Genomic DNA, 18,332 nt, shown 5'->3' with positions numbered 1-18,332 from the left:
CGATATCAAGAATTTGAGTCAGATGTAGGTAGGACATTAACAATTTGATTAAATGTTGGGTTGAGGACCGAAACCCAACCTACCTTGTAAATCATTTCATAAATCAATAATTATAATGAATGAATATGTTGGTCTTAATTATTACTTTTATTTGATAATGTTTTAGTGCCGTGTCTAAGTGCATACCATCCCAGCATTCCCCCTGCTATAAGTGTTGGTAAAAAATAGTAAATTCCTCTATAAGCAAGCATTGAACCTAGAACTGATACTCCAGAAACGTGAGAAGATAATATTAGCAAAATAACGGTTTCAAAAACTCCTAAACCTCCAGGAACGTTACTGACGACACCAGCAACCATAGCTAGCAAATAGATACCTAAGAAATCAAAATAGGAGAATGGTGAATTGGGAGGAAGCAAAATGTAAAGAACTGCTGCTGCCAACATCCAGTCACAGCTGGAAACAACTATTTGGGCTAAGGATATCCTGAAAGATGGAAAGCGAAACTCTTGCGATAAGCTGGGTGCAGCTTGCGCCAAAGGCGATCGCATGCGAATTGGTTTTCTAATAAAGAAACTCGCCAACAGATAAACACCCACCAGTAGTAAGAAAAGAATACCAACAGGACGCACAGTCAAAAAAGGCAAATGTAGTTGAGCGGGAATTTTGAGAGGATTGGTGAGGAACATAATTCCAGCAACAGCAAACATTCCCAACCAAAACGTGAAATTGGCGAAGGCAATAACTTGAGCAATGGCAAGTGCCGAGATTCCCCAGGATGAATAGAAACGATAGCGAATTGCACTACCGGTTAGCAGCGCAAAACCTATGGTATTACTGAAACTAGAGCTAATGAAGTTTGTGAAGGCAACTTTTGTCCAGTTCAGGGAACGACCAATATAGCTAAAGCCTAAAATATCGTACCCGACCATGACTACATAGCCTAAAGCTGTCAATAAAATCGACAAACTTAAGCGTTGTTTGGGTATTCTTGCTAAAGCCTGGAAGACATCACGGTAATTATACTCACGGAGTTCGCTTGCGATCGCCCACAGGCAGACGACCAGAAGCACTAAGCTGAATAGGGAACTGAGGTTGAGTTGGAGTTTTTTGCTCATAAAATAGAGTGTTAATGTTGGCTATTCCCCAATAGTCGCAATCGTTTAGAGCACATCTTCAATTGTTTCCGACTTCTTTACTTTCTCGATCTATTGTTGAAGAGTCCATTTACTCAAATGGTGCGATTACCGGAGTCACACCATTTTTCATCCCATAACACAGATAGTATATGAACTTCAGGAATAAACGCCTGACTCTGTAGAGACATTGTATACAAAATATTAACAATTGCTAACTCAATGATTAAGTAACCAATGACCAATGACTCTTTTCTAGATGCCTTAGCTGGTTCTACAATTCACCTGAGGCGGGGAGTGCATTTGCAGGTGTGCTACAGTCCGGGAAGAAACCCCACTGTCGTTTTTCTTCATGGAGGAACAGGTAACCGCTTCAACTTTCGTTGTCAGTATGAGTTCGCTCAAAACCAGGGTTGGGAAGTTTTAGCCTACGACTTGGCGGGACACGGACAGTCTAGCCCTTACTCTCGCTATTCCATTGGGCGGCACCGTCGGGATTTACAAAGATTATTACACAAATTTGACATTCACTCACCAGTATTGTGCTGCCACAGCTACGGCGTTCCTCTTGGTTTGGAATTTGCTCAACATAACTCCGTCAGTGGCATAATTGCGATCGCAGGTGGAACTCACAACCTAGCACCTTGGTGGGAAATTCCGCTGATAAAGTTTTTCGCTTGGGGTGGCAGATATCTCTATTATTTGCCTGCGGTACAAAAAATCTCCAACTTGTTATCGACCTCTTACCGCCACAGCGTTATGGAACAGTTTTTTGCAGAAAATCCAGCACCAAAAGACTTCCAAGCGTACAAAGCCCTCGAAATTTTCTGGGGATACGACTTTTTTACACGTTACCCTTCACCTAAGAATTTGCACATTCCTGTCTTAGTCATTACTGGGGGTCTTGACCCAATGTTTACGCGCCAAATGGGAGACGAATTAGCACGATGTTTCGTCAATTCCACTCACTTGCACTTTGATAAAGCAGGACATTTGGTCATGGCAGAGTGTTGGGAGTCGGTAAACCGCGCTATTACCAATTATTTACAAGAGCAAGTTTACTCCTTATGAACCACAAACAAACTAATATTTTACTGCTAGCTTCACTACTTACTCTAGCAAGTTGTAATAACTTAAGAGATGTTAAAGCACAGACACCCCAACAGGTAATTCCGCAAACGCCAGCTTTACCAATTCCACCACAGCCAACTGATAGTGACTTAGCGAACCCTTTAACGTATAAAATTGAAACCTATAGTAGTCAGGCGATGGGGGGAAATCGTACCTACGGCGTTTCTTTACCTCCTGGCTATGAGGAACATCCAAATCAACGCTATCCTGCGATCTTCCTCCTTCACGGTGGACATGGAGATCCTTACGATTGGTTTAAAGAGAAAAAGGGAAATGCCTTAACGACACTACAGCAACTTTATGCACAAGGTAAGTTGCCACCTAGTATTATCATCACACCAGATGGTAACGATAAACGTGGTTCTAGCCCTTACTGGGACCCCCAATATATTGATGGTCCTCACGGACAGGTTTCCACAGCAGTTGGTGACGAACTTGTGAAAGTCGTTAAAGACCGTTATCGTACACTACCAAACCCAAATTTCTGGGCAATAGGTGGATTATCTTCTGGAGGTTGGGGTGCAGTGAATGTGGGATTGCATAACTTGAATAATTTCTCGATTTTATTCAGTCATAGTGGTTACTTTCAGGATAAGAGTGGACCGGAAAACAGCCCAATCTCTTATATCAAAACCATTTCCCCTCAAGCTCAAAAACGTTTACGAGTATACTTAGACACGGGAAAATCCGATGAAGAACTTGACGAATCTAAAAAATTTAGTCAAGTTTTAATCGAAGAAAAAATTTATCATATATTTCGACAGTTTCCCGGAAGCCATACATGGAGTTACTGGCGCGAACATTTAGCAGATTCGTTAACATTTGTAGGGGAGCAGTTTAAAATTTTAGCAATACAACAAGCACCTGATAATTTAGGTTTTAAGAAACCATGAAGTTATCTAAAGTCTTAATTGGCGTTGTCAGTTCATTTGCCATTCTAACTGCAGTAGGTTACTGGTATGTATTCATACTAGGTGCGCCACAATTCGACCCACCACAAGAACAGGCGGATACTGGACTGAGTTTTCAGTTAAAAACTTTTAACAGTCAGGCAATGGGTACAGCAAGACAGTACGGCGTGATTTTACCCCCGAACTATAACACAAATCCCCAAAAGCGCTATCCAGTCATCTTCCTTCTACATGGAGGTCATGATGATGCCCGTGCTTACTATGATAAATATGCAATCTTTAATGTCTTACACGAACTCTACCAAAATAGAAAACTACCGCCATCAATCGTGATTACACCAGATGGAAATGATAAACGGGGTTCAAGCCCTTTGTTCGACCCTGATTATTATGATGGACCTAACGGTAAATTGGGGACTTTGATTGGTTCGGAACTCGTACAAGTTGTGAAGTCACGCTACCGTACTTTAGACAACCCTAAGTTTTGGGCAATAGGAGGTCTATCTTCTGGAGGATGGGGAGCGTTTAATATCGGGTTACGCTATCTCGATAATTTTAATATTTTGTTTAGCCATAGCGGGTATTTTACTGATGATAGCGGTCCTCAAAACAGTCCCGAACAAATTGTGCAACAGTTACCAGTCCAGGATAAAAAGAAATTAAGAATATATCTGGATGCCGGTCAAAATGACACTAATTTACTTGCCTCTACTAAAGCCTTCCAGGTAACTTTAAATAAATTAGGTATACAAAACGTCTTTTATGCCTTCCCTGGAGGGCACGGTTTATCTGGTCCGGATGTCGGTTGGAACTATTTTCACAAGCACCTCAAAGATTCGCTATCCTATGTAGGGGCACAGTTTAATAAAGAATTGGTTAGGAGTTAGTATTTAGTAGCAATAACCAATAACTAATAACCGCTAACAACCAACCACTAACTACTAACAACCAACCATTAACTACTAACCACTAACAATGACTACTGATTTAAAAAATCGGATTGGACTTTGGAGTGCAGCGCTCTTGACAGGTTTGGTCGGAGTGGTCAATTTAGTGTCAGCCGTGACTCCTAATTTGCACGCTCGCACAAACTGGTTAAAGGAATTTTTTCCCTTTGATATTCGTGCTAGTGGTCATATCTTTGCGGCACTAACCGGGTTTATTTTGCTGACACTTGCAACTAATTTATTACGTCGAAAACGTGTTGCATGGTTATTGACAATTGCTTTGCTCGTGATTTCGATTGTCAGCCATTTAATTAAGGGATTGGACTATGAGGAAAGTCTTCTATCAGGAGTTCTTTTGGTGCAATTACTCTTGATGCGCCACCTTTTTAAAGCAAGATCGGATCGTCCGTCCATAGCACAGGGTATAAAAGTCTTATTTGGTGCTTTGTTGTTTACCTTAGCATATGGAACTATCGGGTTTTACTTATTAGATGGCAAGTTTTCGGAAAACTTTAACTGGAGTGAAGCCATTGGTCAAACTCTGGCAATGTTTTTTACAGAAGATAATGCAGGGTTGCAGCCAAAGACAAGATTTGGTGACTTTTTTGCTGATTCTATTTATATTATTGCTGCAAGTACCATCACTTATGCACTATTTATGTTATTAAGACCTGTTTTTCTTAGGGATACCGCAACCTTGAGAGAACGGCAACAGGCACGTGATATTGTAGAAAAATATGGACGCTCTTCTTTAGCAGCACTGACTTTATTAAGCGATAAAAGTTACTTTTTTAGCCCTTCTGGTAAGAGTGCGATCGCTTATGTTCCTAAGGGACGGGGTGCGATTGCTTTAGGCGACCCTATCGGACCACCTGAAGATTGCAAAGAAATTATTACTAGTTTCCAAATTTTTTGCCAACAAAATGATTGGCATCCTGCATTTTACCAAACTTTGCCCGATAACATAGATATCTATAAATCTTTAGGATTTCAAGTATTAAAGATAGGAGAAGAGGCAGTAGTCGATCTTCATACTTTTACCTTACAGGGGAAAGCAGGAAAAAATCTGAGAGCCGCAGTTAATAAAATGACAAAGCAGGGTTACGAGGTCAAGTTTTTCCAACCACCAATCTCCGATGGCTTATTACGTCAGTTAAAAACAATCAGCGATGAATGGCTGCAAATGGTACAAGGTTCAGAAAAGAAGTTTTCTCTAGGTTGGTTTGATGAGGATTATCTACGACAGTGTGAAATTGCTGCAGTCCAAACCTCCCACGGTGAAATAGTTGCTTTTGCCAACATATTGTCAGAGTATCAGCTTAATGAAATCACTCTTGATTTAATGCGACATCGAAAGTCTGCGGAGAATGGCACAATGGACTTTTTGTTTATTTCTATGTTTCAGCACTACAAAGAGCAAGGCTATGATGGATTTAACATCGGTCTTTCGGCTCTTGCTGGAGTAGGTGAAACACAGGAATCTCGACGCTTAGAAAAAGTCTTGCGCTATCTATACAATCATTTGGAAAGGTTTTATAATTTCCAAGGATTGCATGCATATAAGGACAAGTTCCATCCTCGTTGGGAATCACGCTATCTGATTTATCCGGGCCTCGCAACTTTACCTGATATTGTTGTCGCTTTGATTCGTGCTGATTCAGGCGATCGTCTTTTGGACTATTTTATTCCAGGTGCTTGATTCAAAATTAAGTAAAGCGATCCGTCGGGAGCAGCATTGCGCTTTTTTATATAAAATTAGGAAAATGTTAACAAATTTTATTGCAATAAATTATGCAAAACACTGTCAATGCTGAAAAACCTGGAGTGACTGTATTAAAAGCGATTAATTTTGCAAAGATCGTGACAATTGTTTGTTTGGTAGCTTTTGCTGTTGTTTTCGGTATCCAAGACTGGCGGCAGGTTATATATATGTGCCTGCATATTAGCTACTGTCTGTGGTGGTTGCTGGAACAGTGGTTTTTTCCAGAGCGACAAAAGATATTTAATGAGCCAGCTGGAGTAGGAACGCTCATTTTTACACTATTGATTGTAGGGTTTTTTTACGTCTTACCTGGATACTTAGCATTTATCAATCCCGTTCCCTTATCAATGGCAACAGCTGCTATTGCACTTGTCCTCTACATTTTTGGCAGTTTGATGAATGCTACTGCCGATGTCCAAAAGCTCACTGCCAAACAGTATAAAGCTGGGTTAGTGCGCGATAACATATGGCGTTTCTCTCGCAACATCAATTACTTTGCAGATTTACTGCGGTACTTAAGTTTTAGTGTTGTAGCTGGCTCCTTTTGGGCTTATTTAGTGCCGGGATACATTTTTGTCATCTATCTCTGGCGTATATCTCAAAAAGAACAGGCAATGTCTCTCAAATACCCAGAGTATGCAGAGTATGAGCAATCTAGCTCTCGGTTGATTCCATTTATTTGGTAGAAATGCGCTAGTTCTCACGGTGAAAAGTAACAACTGAATCTCGCTCAAGCTCAAAAACAAGCAATGCCTCCGGGCTGTCCGTAAGCCAGCCCGGAGGCTCGAACCGTTTGTGTTGTTCTCTCAGCACCGACGCTTCAGGGCTACTACATAAATCCTCCCATGCAGCTAGGGACATCTAGCCGCGTTATCGTAAGCTATATAAGGGTTCCAAGCTGGTTATTCCAAAGATTATCCTGTCTTTAATCTGAGATTATCTCTTCTTTAAGAGGTACGGATAAAAATCGTATTCTCTTGTAATCTTTGACGGAATAAAAGTTAAATGTTACAAATAATATTGTATAAAATTAAACTTATATGAATAACCCTGTTGGTCACAAAAAGTTTGTAAAGTAAAAGTAACGAAAAGTGTTAAAAAACAGAAACATTCTGCGAGTATTGGTCTATCAATATCGCCTTCCTACCTTAGTAGGTTTAATATTCTTAGCTGAAAGTCTTTTTTCCCCATCCCCCAGTCTCTCCCTCACCCCCTTGTCCCCTCCACCACTACTGGCACAATATGTGGATAGTAGTGCTACAGATTATTTAGACCAAGGATTACAGGCGATAAAAGTGGGGAGAGTACCAGACGCGATCGCCTTATTTCGCAAAGCCACCGAAATAGATCCTAATTTAGCAGCAGCACACTACAACTTAGGGCTAGCATTGCGACAAGTAGGACAACTTCAACCAGCTGCAGATGCATTTTACAAGGCTACACAAGCCGATTCCAAATTTGCCCTAGCCTATGCCAACTTAGGTGGAGCGCTTTTGGAAGGATACAATTTGCAGCAAGCAAACGATTACTTGCGACGAGCTTTAGAAATCGATCCCAAACTAGGAGTTGCTCACTATAACTTAGGGCTAGTGCAAGAGCAGCAAAGAGATTGGGACAGAGCCATTTTATCGTTTAAAAAAGCAATGGAATATAGTAAAAATGCTCCCGAACCAGCTTATCATTTGGGATGGTGTTATTTACAACAAGGTAAATTTGATAAGGCAAAAGAGGCATTTCGTAAGGCAGTGAGAATCAATCCAAAATATCCAGAAGCTCATTACCATTTAGGGACAATTTTATTTAACCAAAGTAAGTTTAAAGATGCACTTGAAGCTTTTAGAAAATCGGCTGAAGCTAACTCGAGTTATGCCAATGCTTATTATGGTGCGGGGTTGAGTTTTATACAGTTAAGGCAATATTTAGAAGCAGTAAAAGTATTGCAATATGCAAGAGATTTATACAAAGCTCAAGGGAATTCTCAATGGGCAAATAATGCAGCACAATTGTTGCAACAGGCACAGAACTTTAATTATCAACCTAATTATCAACCGCGTTAAGGCGCAACAAGGCACAATAAAAATATTGGCTAGACTGGCTGGTGTGATTTGATGTTCTCCCAATTGGAATCGAAATATTCATGAAAAAGCGCCTCAAAAGTCAATTCTTATTCTCCAATCGCTGGATGGATCGACACTGGATAGTTCGCAACATGGAAGCTTTTCAAGACCTAATTGTGATTGTCCTGTGTTTGGGCTTATTCGCGGTCATGCTCATTCAGTTGTGGGGGATAGCGATCGCCCTCACACAAACACTCGACTACAAACAAGTAACCGCCAAAATATTATTCATTTTGATTTTGGTTGAGTTATTCCGATTGCTAATGGTTTATTTGCAAGAGCATAGTATCTCTGTTGGAGTTGCAGTAGAAGTTACAATCGTGTCCTTACTACGAGAAGTTGTTGTTCATGGTGCATTGGAAATTTCTTGGATTCAAGCTGCAGCAATTTGTGGTTTGTTGCTGATATTAGGTGGGTTATTGATTGTGTGTGCTAAGACACCGCACATGGATTGCATAAGTGCTAATACCAAGCTTTGTCCTATTACATATTGTGAAGATAATAGGCAGCAGGAAAGCGGGGAATTTCAGCATTCACGTCGCTACGAGGAAATTGCTTGAGCGAAATCAGTTAATGTAGAGACGCGCCATGGCGCGTCTTAAAAAACTAGGTTTTTCTGATTTTTGTACTGATACTCTAGAACACATCCTATTCAAAAATTGATAATTTTTAGAGCGAAAAAGTAGTGTAGGGCTACACAAACAAAGCCCATCTTCGCCGCTCCTGCAGCCGATAGAAGACAGTTATTAGCGATTTCTCTTAACTGATAGGAGTATTTACGTATACTCTTTTGGACAGATGAAGATCTCCTTTTATACAAGTAGAAGGGAATAAGAAAATTAAAGGAGGGTGAATCTCATGGTTCAAACCGCAGGAAACAACAATCAAACTCAAAATCCCGTTAGCAACCTAGAATACGATTTCCTCACCGTTTTACAAAATAAGGCTGAAGCAATCAAAGCTTATGATGCTTACATCAATGATGCCAAGCAAGCTGGTTCTCAGCCTTGTGTAGAGTTGTTCCAGAAGTTGCGGCAGTCTGACATTCAACAAGCACAAGAAATTCGCCACCACCTTCAGCAAGTCATGCAGAACGGTAAAATGTAAGCCCAACTCATGAAGCCGTAGGGTTGAGAAAACCACAACCGCGATCGGAACGGTAATGTAGAGACGCGCCATGGCGCGTCTTTGCACAATTGAGCCAAAGCGCATCTTTAGAAAAATGATGTGCACCGCGATTCAAGTACGGGTGTAAGGTATTACGCCCTAACAACTTCATGAAATCTTATAGAAGGTAGCTAGTTAAATCGCGTAGTATCTTAGTCAAAACCTAACTCTGCCTTAATTTTTTATCTTATTTTTTGATTTTTCAGAGTATATATACTCAAGAGTATGAAAAATTGTCTGTTATGAATGTGATAAAGAATACAAGGAATTAAGTAAAAATACTATATTCTGAGATTAGGAAGCACAAGAAATTGCTGAAAACCTTTACTCTCTATGCCACGCACATCTCCAGCAACAGATTCACAAGTTGACATACTCATAGTTGATGATGAGCCAAATAACTTGAGAGTCTTATCCTCCATTGCCCGTTCACACGGATATCAAGTTAGACAAGCAATTAGTGGGAGTATAGCGCTGAGAGCCGTGCAGATACAGCCACCAGATCTCATTCTTCTTGATATTATGATGCCAGAGATGGATGGTTACCAGGTTTGCCAGCAGTTGAAACTGAATTCTCAGACTTGCGATATTCCTATCATTTTTCTAAGTGCTTTAACTGGAGGGCTAGACAAAGCTAAAGCATTTCAGTTGGGAGGAGCAGACTATATCACCAAGCCATTTCAACTTGAAGAAGTTTTGGCAAGAATAGATTATCAACTGACAATTCGTAGACTGCAAGTTGAGCTTCAACAGAAAAATCAGCAACTCATAGAGCAAAATGACGAACTCAGACAAGAAATTAAAATTCGCCAGCAAACCGAAGTAGATCTGCGACGTTCAGAAGCACAGTTACAAGCGAGAACTCAACAACTTCAGCAAGCTCTAGATGAACTAAAGTTGGCTCAAACACAGCTTGTACAAAGTGAAAAAATGTCTAGTTTGGGTCAGATAGCTGCAGGTATAGCTCACGAAATCAACAATCCTATTAGCTTTATCTATGGCAATCTAGATTATGCTTCTGATTACATGGAAGTGCTAATACAAATTATCAAATTATACGCAAAGTATTATCCTCAACCACATCCAGAAATTTTAAAGATAATACAAGTTTCTGAACTCGATTTTGTGCTGAAAGATTTCCCGAAGGTACTTGAGTCAATGCAAGTGGGAGCGGAAAGAATTCGAGATATTGTCTTATCAATGCGTTATTTTTCAGGTTACGACCAAGCCTATACTAAGCAAGGCGATATTCACAAAGGTTTAGAAAGTACACTAGTCATTTTACAAAGCAGTATCAAAAAACAAACCAACCGAGTTGCTATTGAAGTGAAGAAAGAGTACGGAAAAATTCCTCTAGTAAGTTGTTATCCAGGACAACTCAATCAAGTATTTATGAATCTTTTAAGCAATGCGGTAGATGCTATAGAAGAAAAGCTAAAAACTTGGGAAGAACCCTTTCATCCAGTTATAAAAATTAGTACGCAGTTAAGCAATTTTAGTGAAGAATCTCAAGCCCAGAATACAAAATGGGTTGAAATTCGGATTGCGGATAATGGAATCGGTATTGCATCTGAAAATCAAAGTTCCATATTCGACCCCTTTTTTACCACAAAGCCAGTAGGAAAAGGAACAGGATTGGGATTATTTATTAGTTATTCTATAATTGTGGAGCAACATGGCGGTCAATTGCACTGTAAATCGGAAATTGGAAAAGGCACAGAAATACTCATACGGCTTCCAGTAGAAGTTTCTCAAGATTTAAGTCTTTCTACAGATAGTCAAAGCGAAACGCTCAGGGCTGCAGGCAGAAGCAAGGAGGAATTAAAGTATGAGGAAATACAGGAGAGCAATGCCCACCAAAAGCTTTAAGTGGAGGGTTTGCAGCAGTTAGACAGCAGAAATTTTGAAAAGAATGGAGAATTTTAGAAAATTAATATTGTTACAGAAGTCTAAAATATTTAGTTTTCTAGTTGATTTCAGAGTAAAATCCAAGCTTTGTAAAGCACTTTCTGCTATTCTGCCTTAACTGTATATTAAGTATTATTTGCTATGTTCTCGATTTCTGCCCGTTGGATTCAAGATTTTGAAAAGCATTTATATCGCCGTCAACACTTTATTCTTTACAGTAACATTCACGACCAATTTCTCTGGCAGGGTAGTTATCAGAACATGGCAAGCTTCCTCAATAGCTACTTCCTCAGTTTGGGATTCGATTTGATTGTTCGTTACGATCCGATAGATGGTCTGACTTTTCCTCAGCCAGAAATGCGCCCTATGTTTGAAGAATTAGCGCGACAACGACTGGCAGAACAACAACGGGAACGTCTCGGACATGACTCCACTCCCAGTGCGATCGCAGACCCCATGCAGCCGCCGTCTCGTGCTAACCCTGGAACGGTGGTACAACAACGGCTGACAACCAGTCATCTGTCACCGGAAATAACTTTTAGTCATCTGCGGGCAGCTCTTTCTCAACCAAAAACCTCAGTAGTGGCGATCGCAGATTTGGGAGATATGCTCACCGCCGATCCAGAACGACACTCAGCAGACGAACGTCATCTTTTGATGTTGCTCAAAAAATGCACATTGGAAGCATCCATCATTGCTGAAGGTAATCTCACTGGCTATCGCAACACTCTCATTCTCCTAGCCAGTGACCTCAGACGAGTACCACCTTGGTTTTATACAAGCAATCCTTTTGTAGCTTTAGTTCAAGTCACCCGTCCCAACAAAGAAGAACGCCAGCAATTTGTTTTACGCTTTGGGCAACAGGGATTTTATGGAGGGCATCTGTTAAACGCCCAACGTCCCAGTCTCCAACAACCCTCAGATCTAGAACTTGCCGCCGAGGAATTTGCTGCTTTAACCGAAGATTATCAAACGATGGATCTAGAAGCTATCCGTCATACCTCTTGGCGAGAACGCATTCCCCTAAATGCCAAAACAGTGTTGCGCTTAGTAGACTTCTACAAATTTGGACAATGCGATGAACCTTTTGAGCAAATCAGTGCTGATAAAATTGCCTATGCCAGAGAAGAACTCGGCAAATTTGTGATCGGTCAACCCCGTGCAGTAGAAGCTGTGACCAATCTTCTAACTAGCGCAAAAGTAGGCATCAGTTTGAGTAATGTCAGCGGTCGCAATAGCAAGCCAAAAGGAATTTTCTTTTTTGTTGGACCTACAGGTGTGGGTAAAACTGAGTTAGCCAAATCACTCACACGACTGATTTTTGGAGATGAGCAAGCATTTGCCCGTTTTGATATGAGCGAGTACAAAGAAGAACATGCAGCTGAGAAATTAACAGGGGCACCACCTGGTTTTGTAGGTTATGAAGAGGGAGGACAACTAACAAACCGGATTTTACAGCGTCCTTACAGTATTTTGCTGTTTGATGAAATTGAAAAAGCACATCCCAGAGTTTTAGATAAATTTCTTCAAATTTTAGAGGATGGTCGCCTCACAGATGACAAAGGACAAACAGCCTACTTCAATCAAACGATAATTATTTTTACTAGCAATATCGGTGCTTCCGACCTGACAGACCCGCAAACTGGAGCAATTATTCGTAATGGCATTATGACCGAGGTGCAACACCAAGGAGTCAATTCCTTCATTTATGCTCAGGTAGAAGCCCATTTTCGCGCCGAAGTTCATTGGCACTTTACCAGTCGTATTGGTCGTGCGGAACTATTAAACCGTTTGGGTGACAGTATAGTGGTGTTTGACCTACTACGTCCGGAGTTTGTTTGGCAAATTGGGCAGAAGTTTCTCCGACAGCTAGCTGAATCTGCCTGGGATAAATATCAGCTGCAGGTACTGTTTCAACCAGTCATCTTAGAAGTATTGAACGTTTATATGAAAGAAGGTGACAATTTACTCTTTGGGGGACGGCGAATCAAAACCTTACTGGAAACTTTGGTTGAACGTCCCCTTAACCGTTGGATTTTTGAGAATTACTCAGATTTGAATGCCCTTACAGGAAAACGGTTAATTGTGAGTGTGGCTCACAACGGCGTGCTATCGGTCATGGAAGCTTAAAGTTAACTCGTGCGCCGTAAGTCCCCCACGCTCATTTGGTACTCCAAATCAGTGGCGGGATTGCTCTGGCGGGTGACGACGATTACATCTTTCTCCAAAGGCAAGCCCTTTGCTTTAAGGAGAAAGGTGTATGAGGAGTCGCCAATGTTTTCTTGATAAATTTTACTGAAAATACTATATAATAGTAACAGGTCGATGTTTGGGAGATGTTTAAATGAGACGACAAGCTGTAAAAGTCAGGCTGTACCCTACCGATAAACAAGTTCAAGTACTTGCACAACACTTTGGTTGTGCGCGTTGGTGGTGGAATTATGGGTTGAATAAATGCATTGAAACCTATAAGGCAACTGGCAAAGGCTTGTCTCAATCAGGACTCAATTCTCTATTACCAGGACTCAAAAAAGATAAAGAGACTGAATGGCTAGGAGAATGTTACTCACAGGTTTTGCAATCTGTTAGTTTGAATCTGAGTCGTGCATATCAAAACTTTTTTGAAGGGAGAGCGAAATATCCACGATTCAAGTCAAAGCACCACCGTCAATCTATTCAGTATCCACAGAAGGTAGAACAAATCAATGACTGTTTGAAGTTTCCAGGATCGCTAGGTGTTGTCAAAGCAAAGATACACCGACCTCTCGATGGAACTATCAAAACTGTCACTGTAAGTAAGTGCCCATCGGGTAAGTACTATGCTTGTGTGCTTATGGAGTACTCGGGCGATTATCCAACATCAAAGACTGATGGCAAGGTGATTGGGATTGATTTAGGTATTGCGGATTTTGCTGTTACCTACGATGGCGAAAAGGTTTCCAAATATCCAAATCCAAAACATCTAGCTAAATATGAAAAGAAATTAGCCAAGAAACAACGCATTGCTGCTCGTAAGGTCAAAGGTAGTAATCGTGGTAGAAAAGCAACAAAAATTGTAGCTAGGGTATACGAACAACTTAGCAATGTCCGCCAAGACTACTTACACAAACTATCTAGAAAGATTGTGGACAGCAATCAAGTTGTAGTAGTCGAAAACCTTAACGTCTTGGGCATGTTTCGCAACCACAAACTAGCGAAAGCAATATCTGATACAGGATGGGGAACTTTTACCAACTTCTTAGCCTACAAGCTTGAAAAAGACGGCAAGGTTTTGGTAGAGATAAATCGGTGGTTTCCTAGTTCCAAACTCTGCTCTAATTGTCATTATCAAATTGCTGAGTTGCCTTTGGATGTGAGGCAGTGGACTTGTCCTCATTGCGGTACTCCGAGACGATCGCGACGGTAATGCTGCACGGAACATTAGAGCGGAAGGTGTCAGAATGTTGTCCTCCTCTGGGACGGGGGAGGCGTTCCGCCAATGGAGAGGAAGTCAGACCAATTCGCGGGCGCAAGCCTAAGATGAGGCATTCTTCTATGAAGTTGGAAGCCAACACTGTACTCGGTACTCCGGGTCAGTGTGGGTAGTTCACACAATCAGTTTTGGAGTTTCAAACTTTATTTAGCAACGCCATTTTTTCTGATGTATAGTTAAACTTTAGCCTATGAAGAAACATAACTTAAGACGCAGTCGGGGTATGATCCTTACTCCTTCAGGGTGGCAAAAGCTTCAAAATGCGAAACTTAGGGCAGAAATTGAGGAGAACTCTGGACGTAAGTATACATTTGAAGACTTAGCTGAACGCACTAGATTAACTGCTGTAACCCTACGAAAGATACTGGGTTGTAAAGAGGGAGTTGATAAACGAACACTTGTTTATTTGTTTAAGGCGTTTGATTTAGAACTGAATCAAAGCGACTATTCGTACCCAGAATCCGAGCGTGAGATAATTGAAGAGGATGTTGTCCCTCTAAATCAAGATTGGGGAGAAGCAATTTGTGTCTCGACTTTCTATGGGCGTACAGAAGAACTTGCTAAACTAGAGCAATGGATTATTAATGAGCGTTGTCGAATAGTTGCAGTGTTGGGTATGGGGGGAATTGGTAAAACTTCTCTAACTGTAAAACTAGCAAAACAGACTCAAAATAAGTTCAAGTATGTTATGTGGCGATCGCTACGAGATACTCCGCCAGTTAAAGTGATTCTAGCTCAAGCGATCCAATTCTTTTCCCAAGAAAAAGAAACAAAAGCTAATTTACCAGAAAGTGTAGGCGAGAGAATAGCATTATTGCTCAATTACCTGCGTTCATCGCGTTGTTTGCTAATTTTAGATAATGCAGAGTCAATTTTGTGCCGTGGTAGTCAAGCAGGACAATATAAAGAGGGCTATGAAGAGTATGGTGAACTCTTGAGACGGGTGGGAGAAGTTCCTCATCAAAGTTGTTTATTGCTAACCAGTCGGGAAAAACCTAAGGATTTAGTACCACTTGAGGGAAAAGAACTCCTGGTTCGCTCATTACAACTAAAGGGTCTGAAAGCTGTAGATGGAGAGAAAATTTTTAAAATTAAGGGGCTTTCTGGCTCAGAAGAGGAATTAAAGGCACTAATTGACTACTATGGAGGCAACGCTTTAGCCTTAAAAGTAGTTGCTACAACTATTCAAGACGTGTTTGATGGCAGTATTTCTGAATTTTTGAAATGTAGTGCCATCATTTTTGGCGATTTCCGCGAACTTTTAAATCAGCAATTTGAGCGGTTGTCAAATTTAGAAATCGAGATTATGTACTGGCTTAGCATTAATCGTGAGCCAGTATCGCTTTTAGAATTACGAGAAGATATTGTATCACCAGTACCACAAGCAAAATTACTGGAAGCAGTGGAATCTTTAGTACGGAGAAGTCTGATTGAAAAAACTGCTGCGCTCTTTACGCTACAATCTGTAGTAATGGAGTATGTGACTGAGAGATTGATAAGTGATATTGCTCAAGGAATTTGTGAAAATAAATTTGAAATTTTAAACTTATATGCCTTAATAAAGGCACAAGAGAAAGATTATATTAGAGATAGTCAAATTCGTCTTATTCTTCAACCAATTATAGATGAGAGTGTTAAAACTTTAAAAAGAAAATTAATCCTGGAAAAGCATTTAAATAAAATACTAGTAACGTTGCGAGAAACATCACCGTTAGAACCAGGGTATACGGCAGGAAATATTTTCAATATACTTTGTCAACTTCAAACAGATTTAAGCAAATACGATTTTTCTCAGCTAAATGTGTGGCAAGCAGATTTCAGGAATGTAAAGTTACATGATGTCAATTTCCAAAATGCCAATCTATCTAAATCTGTTTTTGCGGAAACTTTCGGTAGCATTTGGTCGGTAGCTTTCAGCCCTGATAACAAACTGTTGGCAATTGGTGATAGCAACGGTGAAATCCACTTGTATCAATTTACGGATGGAAAACAAATTCTTATTTGTAAGGGGCATAGCAATTGGATTACTTCGCTTGCTTTTAGTCCTGATAGCAAAACCCTTGCTAGCAGCAGTACTGATAATAGCGTGATGCTATGGGACGTGAATACAGGTCAATGCCTGCAAAGCTTCCAAGAACATAATAATGAGGTTTGGTCAATTGCCTTTAGTCCAAATGGTAAAATGTTAGCAAGTGGTAGTGATGACCAAACAATAAGGTTGTGGAATGTTTCAAATGGGGAATGTTTAAGAGTTCTTCAAGGGCATACAAATTGGGTATTGTCAGTCACTTTTAGTCCTGATGGACAAACACTAGCAAGTGGCAGTGATGACCACACAATCATGTTGTGGGATATTAGCACTGGTGCGTGCAAAAGAATATTGCGGGGACATTACGATGGAGTACGTTCCGTTGCCTTTAATCCTCAAGGTACAATGCTAGCAAGTGGAAGTGATGACCACACAATTATGTTGTGGGATATTAAGATTGGTGAATGTCTCAAAACTTTTCAAGGACATTCCAATCGAGTTTATTCAGTTGCATTCAGTCCACAGGGCGACATTCTGGCAAGTGGCAGTAATGACCAATCGGTTAAATTGTGGAGTGTTAGTAAAGGTAAATGCCTCAAAACACTTCTGGGGCACTCTGGTTGGGTCTTTTCAGTTGCATTCAGTCCACAAGGCGGTTTTCTAGCAAGTGGCAGTAACGACCAAACAGTGAAGTTGTGGAGTGTCAGTAGTGGTCAATGTCTCAGAACTTTTCAGGGATGTACAAATCAAATACTCTCCATTGCCTACAGTAGGGATGGGCAAATATTAGCTAGTGGTAGTCATGACTCCTCAGTGAGGTTGTGGGATGTCAAAACGGGTCAAATCTTGAAAACCCTTACTGGGCATAAAGGTGCGGTTTGTTCAGTGGTTTTTTCCTCTAAAAGTCAGACACTTGCAACTGGTAGTCACGACAACACGGTGAGATTGTGGGACAGTCGCAGCGGTGAAGTTTTGAAAATTTTCCAAGGGCATACCAACCAGGTGCTTTCTGTTGCCTTTTCTTCCGACAGCGAGATACTAGCTAGTGGAAGCGAAGACCAAACAATTAAGTTGTGGGATGTTAACACGGGTCGAATTTTGAAAACTCTCCAGGGGCATGACGCTGCTATCTGGTCAGTTGCTTTCAGTCCTCAAAGCATGATACTCGCTAGTGGCTCCTGGGATCAGACAGTCAAATTGTGGGATGTTAGCACTGGTCAGTGCAAAAAAACTTTAGAAGGGCATACGAGTTGGGTTTGGTCAGTTGCTTTTAGTTCGGATGGTGAGTTGTTAGCCAGCATCAGTTCAGATGAGACGTTAAGATTATGGAGTACCAGCACTGGTGAATGCCTAAAAATTTTGCCTGTAGATACAGGTTCATTACAATTAGTTACCTTTAGTCCAGATAGCAAAACGCTAGCAACTAGTTGCAGTCATGATTATATAGTTAAGCTGTGGGATGTTAGTACTGGTCAATGTAAAAGAACTTTACACGGGCACTTGGGTAAGATTTGGTCAATTGTCTTTAGTCTTGATAACCAAACTTTGGCTAGCAGTAGTGAAGATGAGACAATCAGATTATGGGACATAGAAACAGGTGATTGCTTAAAAATTTTCAAAGCGGAAAGACTTTATGAACGCATGAACATTATGGGAGTTACAGGTTTAACCGAAGCGTCTATTACTACCCTAAAAGCGCTAGGAGCAGTTGAATTTGACACGGGTGAGATGAAAAATTCTTAACGACTTGGA

General features: G+C 40.7%; 13 protein-coding genes and 1 pseudogene. 12 read left to right on the top strand and 2 right to left on the bottom strand.

The features are described 5' to 3' along the window. Window positions 1-134: 134 nt before the first annotated feature. The gene (locus ACYRY3_RS26615; RefSeq protein WP_460204628.1) at window positions 135-1,118 is read right to left on the bottom strand and encodes a lysylphosphatidylglycerol synthase domain-containing protein; all 984 of its coding nucleotides are present in this window, start codon (window positions 1,116-1,118) and stop codon (window positions 135-137) included. A gap of 255 nt (window positions 1,119-1,373) precedes the next feature. On the opposite strand from ACYRY3_RS26615, the gene ACYRY3_RS26610 reads away from it, so the two are divergent. The 5 genes from ACYRY3_RS26610 to ACYRY3_RS26590 all read left to right on the top strand — a co-directional run bounded on the left by ACYRY3_RS26610 (window position 1,374) and on the right by ACYRY3_RS26590 (window position 6,573). After that, window positions 1,374-2,207, top strand: a complete 834-nt coding sequence (locus ACYRY3_RS26610; RefSeq protein ID WP_460204627.1) for an alpha/beta fold hydrolase — start codon at window positions 1,374-1,376, stop codon at window positions 2,205-2,207. Further along, entirely contained in the window at window positions 2,204-3,160 is a 957-nt protein-coding gene (locus ACYRY3_RS26605) for an alpha/beta hydrolase (protein ID WP_460204626.1), read from the top strand. The genes ACYRY3_RS26610 and ACYRY3_RS26605 overlap by 4 nt, the downstream gene beginning before the upstream one ends. Further along, entirely contained in the window at window positions 3,157-4,065 is a 909-nt protein-coding gene (locus tag ACYRY3_RS26600) for an alpha/beta hydrolase (protein WP_460204625.1), read from the top strand. The genes ACYRY3_RS26605 and ACYRY3_RS26600 overlap by 4 nt, the downstream gene beginning before the upstream one ends. Window positions 4,066-4,153: 88 nt before the next feature. Then, window positions 4,154-5,824, top strand: coding sequence for a phosphatidylglycerol lysyltransferase domain-containing protein (locus ACYRY3_RS26595; protein WP_460204624.1), 1,671 nt, complete (start codon window positions 4,154-4,156; stop codon window positions 5,822-5,824). A gap of 92 nt (window positions 5,825-5,916) precedes the next feature. After that, entirely contained in the window at window positions 5,917-6,573 is a 657-nt protein-coding gene (locus ACYRY3_RS26590; protein ID WP_460204623.1) for a methyltransferase family protein, read from the top strand. Between the two features lie 7 nt (window positions 6,574-6,580). On the opposite strand, the gene ACYRY3_RS26585 is transcribed toward ACYRY3_RS26590, so the two are convergent. Beyond that, entirely contained in the window at window positions 6,581-6,748 is a 168-nt protein-coding gene (locus ACYRY3_RS26585) for a hypothetical protein (RefSeq protein WP_460204622.1), read from the bottom strand. Between the two features lie 251 nt (window positions 6,749-6,999). Here ACYRY3_RS26585 and ACYRY3_RS26580 point away from each other — a divergent pair, with 251 nt between their 5' ends. The 7 genes and pseudogenes from ACYRY3_RS26580 (at window position 7,000) to ACYRY3_RS26550 (ending at window position 18,323) form a co-directional block, all read left to right on the top strand. After that, window positions 7,000-7,944 carry a tetratricopeptide repeat protein gene (locus ACYRY3_RS26580; protein WP_460204643.1) on the top strand — a complete coding sequence of 315 codons (945 nt, stop codon included), beginning with the start codon at window positions 7,000-7,002 and terminating at the stop codon, window positions 7,942-7,944. A gap of 80 nt (window positions 7,945-8,024) precedes the next feature. Beyond that, window positions 8,025-8,564, top strand: a complete 540-nt coding sequence (locus ACYRY3_RS26575; protein WP_460204621.1) for a phosphate-starvation-inducible PsiE family protein — start codon at window positions 8,025-8,027, stop codon at window positions 8,562-8,564. Window positions 8,565-8,862: 298 nt separating this feature from the next. Next, window positions 8,863-9,111, top strand: a complete 249-nt coding sequence (locus ACYRY3_RS26570) for a hypothetical protein (protein WP_460204620.1) — start codon at window positions 8,863-8,865, stop codon at window positions 9,109-9,111. A 393-nt stretch (window positions 9,112-9,504) separates the two neighbouring features. Next, window positions 9,505-11,040 (top strand): hybrid sensor histidine kinase/response regulator, encoded by a 1,536-nt coding sequence (locus tag ACYRY3_RS26565; protein WP_460204619.1) that lies wholly within the window; start codon window positions 9,505-9,507, stop codon window positions 11,038-11,040. 180 nt (window positions 11,041-11,220) lie between these two features. Next, window positions 11,221-13,209 (top strand): AAA family ATPase, encoded by a 1,989-nt coding sequence (locus tag ACYRY3_RS26560; protein ID WP_460204618.1) that lies wholly within the window; start codon window positions 11,221-11,223, stop codon window positions 13,207-13,209. A 214-nt stretch (window positions 13,210-13,423) separates the two neighbouring features. Beyond that, window positions 13,424-14,664: pseudogene (locus ACYRY3_RS26555) on the top strand (RNA-guided endonuclease InsQ/TnpB family protein). 77 nt (window positions 14,665-14,741) lie between these two features. Next, the gene (locus ACYRY3_RS26550; RefSeq protein ID WP_460204617.1) at window positions 14,742-18,323 is read left to right on the top strand and encodes a WD40 domain-containing protein; all 3,582 of its coding nucleotides are present in this window, start codon (window positions 14,742-14,744) and stop codon (window positions 18,321-18,323) included. Window positions 18,324-18,332: the final 9 nt, after the last annotated feature.

Source organism: Scytonema sp. NUACC21 (genome assembly GCF_054684315.1).
This window is presented reverse-complemented; position numbering and strand designations above follow the sequence as displayed.

Coding starts and splice junctions, on each gene's coding strand:
- ACYRY3_RS26590 (WP_460204623.1), top strand. CDS start 5,917: ATGCAAAACACTGTCAATGCTGAAAAACCTGGAGTGACTGTATTAAAA.
- ACYRY3_RS26575 (WP_460204621.1), top strand. CDS start 8,025: ATGAAAAAGCGCCTCAAAAGTCAATTCTTATTCTCCAATCGCTGGATG.
- ACYRY3_RS26615 (WP_460204628.1), bottom strand. CDS start 1,118: ATGAGCAAAAAACTCCAACTCAACCTCAGTTCCCTATTCAGCTTAGTG.
- ACYRY3_RS26550 (WP_460204617.1), top strand. CDS start 14,742: ATGAAGAAACATAACTTAAGACGCAGTCGGGGTATGATCCTTACTCCT.
- ACYRY3_RS26610 (WP_460204627.1), top strand. CDS start 1,374: ATGACCAATGACTCTTTTCTAGATGCCTTAGCTGGTTCTACAATTCAC.
- ACYRY3_RS26600 (WP_460204625.1), top strand. CDS start 3,157: ATGAAGTTATCTAAAGTCTTAATTGGCGTTGTCAGTTCATTTGCCATT.
- ACYRY3_RS26565 (WP_460204619.1), top strand. CDS start 9,505: ATGCCACGCACATCTCCAGCAACAGATTCACAAGTTGACATACTCATA.
- ACYRY3_RS26605 (WP_460204626.1), top strand. CDS start 2,204: ATGAACCACAAACAAACTAATATTTTACTGCTAGCTTCACTACTTACT.
- ACYRY3_RS26560 (WP_460204618.1), top strand. CDS start 11,221: ATGTTCTCGATTTCTGCCCGTTGGATTCAAGATTTTGAAAAGCATTTA.
- ACYRY3_RS26595 (WP_460204624.1), top strand. CDS start 4,154: ATGACTACTGATTTAAAAAATCGGATTGGACTTTGGAGTGCAGCGCTC.
- ACYRY3_RS26570 (WP_460204620.1), top strand. CDS start 8,863: ATGGTTCAAACCGCAGGAAACAACAATCAAACTCAAAATCCCGTTAGC.
- ACYRY3_RS26585 (WP_460204622.1), bottom strand. CDS start 6,748: ATGTCCCTAGCTGCATGGGAGGATTTATGTAGTAGCCCTGAAGCGTCG.